The organism is Komagataeibacter kakiaceti JCM 25156, assembly GCF_000613305.1.
Genome location: NZ_BAIO01000255.1, coordinates 1 through 3,295, shown reverse-complemented (window position 1 = coordinate 3,295; position 3,295 = coordinate 1). Strand labels below are relative to the sequence as shown.

2 protein-coding genes and 1 pseudogene are annotated in these 3,295 nt (G+C 65.9%); all 3 read right to left on the bottom strand.

Going from position 1 to position 3,295, the window contains the following annotated elements:
- Positions 1-803, bottom strand: an 803-nt coding sequence (locus JCM25156_RS23885; RefSeq protein WP_034959521.1) for an ATP-binding protein, incomplete at its 3' end; no start/stop codon positions are given.
- On the bottom strand, positions 790-1,989 hold the full coding sequence (locus tag JCM25156_RS23880) for a metallophosphoesterase family protein (RefSeq protein WP_242402622.1): 1,200 nt from the start codon (positions 1,987-1,989) through the stop codon (positions 790-792). The genes JCM25156_RS23885 and JCM25156_RS23880, both read right to left, overlap by 14 nt.
- A 120-nt stretch (positions 1,990-2,109) precedes the next feature.
- A pseudogene (locus JCM25156_RS23875) lies at positions 2,110-3,295 on the bottom strand (NAD-dependent succinate-semialdehyde dehydrogenase); the annotation flags it as partial.

The following is a 3,295-nucleotide window of genomic DNA, read 5'->3' as shown; positions in this document are numbered from 1 at the left end:
CCGGTGGGCAGGTCCGCAAGGGCGGCCTGCGCCGCCAGTTCGGTTTCCAGCAGCGTGATTTCATTCAGTTGGGGCAGCGCCGCCGCCAGCCGTTCATGGCGGGTACGCTGGCGGCGCAGTTCGACCTGTTCCCCGCCCAGCACCGTTTTCCGCTCACGCGCCTCATCGCGCTGGCGGCAATGCTGCGCATAGGCATCATGGCCCAGCGAGGCGTCCTTCAACGTCTTCTGTGCCGCGCCGAAGGCGTCGAGCGCCTTGTAGAATTCCCGCTCGGCGGAGCGACGGGGCGCGAAAAGCTGGTTGCGCCGCGCATCAATCTCCTCCAGCCGCATGACAAGGGCGCGCAGGCCGCCGCCCGCCTCCACGATCAGGCGGCCGATATCCCCGTTTGCCCTGAGCAGGTCCATGCCGCCGGTGCGCAATGTCTCGTCATTCAGGCCGAAAAGTGCGGCGAAGCGTTCGCGTGTCATCGCCCCTAGCGCGGGGGCCAGCAGGTTGTCATCAACCGCGCCGTCAGGCACGGACAGGGTGCGTGTGCGACCCTTGCGGCGGCGCAGTGCGAGTTCCTGCCCATCGGCCAGCAGCAGGCGGGCTTCCAGCCGGATCTGGTCATTGCCAAAAACCGCGCCAGCGTGCGAATTATGCGCGACCCCGAACAGGAAGTCCGATATGGCGGAAAGGCAGGTGCTCTTGCCCGCCTCGTTCGGGCCATGGATGACATGCAGGCCATGCCCGTCGCCAAAGTTCAGGTCCAGCCCGGCAATGGCCCCGTAGCGGACAATGCTGAATTCACTGATTCGCATCGGGCGCGCCCTCCGGGTTTTCCACCAGCATCAGCGCAAGATCCACCGCGTGCCCCGGCACATCGCGAAGGATGCTGTCGCGCATCTCCTCGCCGCGGCTGTGGGCGGGCATGCGGTCGAGCACGGTGGTCAGGATCCGGGCCAGTTCTTCCCGCAGGGCGTCCGGCGTGGCGGCGTGGCGGATATCGGCCGCGATGCGCCCGCCGGTGGAGGGATCAAGCACCACCGGGCGTTCCGGTTGGCGGGTATGGACGCGCAGGCGTTCAAGCCAGATTTCATCCGATATGCTGGCCAGGATGGTCTCGATTTCCAGTTGCAGGTCATGGGCCGCACGGATCAGGCTGGCATGCAGCGGGGTCGTGCCGGTCAGTTCAAGCCGCAACGCCAGTGGCCGCCCCTGCGCCTGCGCCAGCAGGTCGTGCCCGACATGGCGGATCAGGCCGGTCATGTCGACATGGGTGGCGGCGGTGGACAGATCGACCGTGGTGCTGGCCCAGCGCACGGCGTCGAGCACCTGATGCTCCACCGTCATGACCGCGCCATCGCGCACGGTGACCAGAGACGCGCCTTTCGGTCCCGCCTCACGCGCGTGGCGGCCCTGAAGGTTGCCCGCATAGACCACATACGGGTTCTCGTGCAGGATTTCACGGGTATGGACATGCCCCAGCGCCCAGTACTGGTAGCCGTGGTTGACCAGTTGCTCCACCGTGCAGGGGGCGTAGGTTTCATGCCCCTCCCGCCCTTCGCAGGCGGTGTGCAGGATACCGATGTTGAACAGGCCGGGCACCGGGGCGGGATAGTGCCGCGCGATATTGTCCTCCACCTTCCGGCTGCCGAAGCTGCGGCCATGCACGGCGACGCCCAGATCTTCCATCCTCCGGGTTTCCGCCTTGTGCGATGCAAAGAGATGGACGTTATCGGTTACGTGGAGATGCCGGGCAAAGCGGTTTTCCGCATCGTGGTTGCCCAGGATCATGAACACCCGGATTCCCGCCTTTTGCAGCCGCGCCATGCCATTGATGAAAAACAGGCCGCATTGCGTGTCGCGCAGGTCGCCATCGAACACATCGCCCGCCAGCACGACAAAGCGGCAGTTGGTATCAATGGCCAGGTCGATCATGTCGCTGAAGGCGCGGCGCGAGGCGTCGGCCACGAGCCGGGCATAATCACCTGATTTTTCGGTCAGCCCCAGCAGCGGGCTGTCCAGATGCAGGTCGCGGCATGAAGGAAGCGGAATTCGTCCATGCCGCCATCGTAATCCATTGAAAGCGGAAGTAAATGCGCCCCTGCATCGGGGGCGCTGGTCTCAGCCCTCGGGGTCGGTGATGTCGGTGCAGATATACTTCATTTCCAGATATTCATCCATGCCATAACGCGAGCCCTCGCGCCCCATGCCGGACTGCTTGATGCCGCCAAATGGCGCGACCTCGTTGGAGATCAGGCCGGTATTGTGCCCCACCATGCCATATTCCAGCGCTTCGGCCACGCGGTGGGTCCGGGCGTGGTCGCGGGTGAAGAAATAGGCCGCAAGGCCGTATTGCGTGTCGTTGGCCATGGCGATGGCCTCGGCTTCCGTATGGAAACGGAACAGCGGGGCCACGGGGCCGAATGTCTCCTCATGCGCGATACGCATGGCGGGCGTGGCGTCGCGCAGCACGGTGGGACGGTAGAACAGGTCCCCCGCCGGGTCACGCGTGCCGCCACACAACACCGTGGCCCCATGTTCCACCGCGTCACGCACATGGGCTTCCACCTTGTCGCGCGCATGCGTGCTGATCAGCGGGCCGATGACGGAATCCGGGTCGCTGCCCGGCCCGACGCGCAGTTGCGCCACCGCCTGCGCCAGACGGGTGGCGAAGGCGTCATAGATGCCGTCCTGCACCAGAAAGCGGTTGGTGCAGACGCAGGTCTGCCCGGCATTGCGGTATTTGGAGGCGATGGCGCTTTTGACGGCCTGTTCGATATGCGCGTCATCAAACACGATGAACGGCGCGTTCCCGCCCAGTTCCAGCGACAGGCGCTTGAGCGTGGGGGCTGATTGCGCCATGAGGATGCGCCCCACCTGCGTTGAGCCGGTAAAGGAGAGCTTGCGGATGTCGGGGCTGGCGCACAGCGCCTGGCCCAGTTTCACGCCATCACCCGGCAGCACCTGCAACAGCCCCGCCGGAACCCCGGCCTGCCGCGCCAGTTCCCCCAGCGCCAGGGCGGTCAGCGGCGTCAGTTCCGATGGCTTGACGATCATGGCGCAGCCGGCGGCAAGTGCGGGGCCAGCCTTGCGGGTGATCATGGCGGCGGGGAAATTCCACGGTGTGACCGCCGCGCACACCCCCACCGGCTGGCGGATCACGCTCAGCCGCGTGGCCGGTTGGTGGGGGGATCACATCGCCATAGGCGCGCATGGCTTCGCCCGCGAACCAGAGCAGGAAGCTCGCGGCATAGCGGATTTCACCCGCCGCCTCGGCGCGCGGCTTGCCCTGTTCGGTCACGATCAG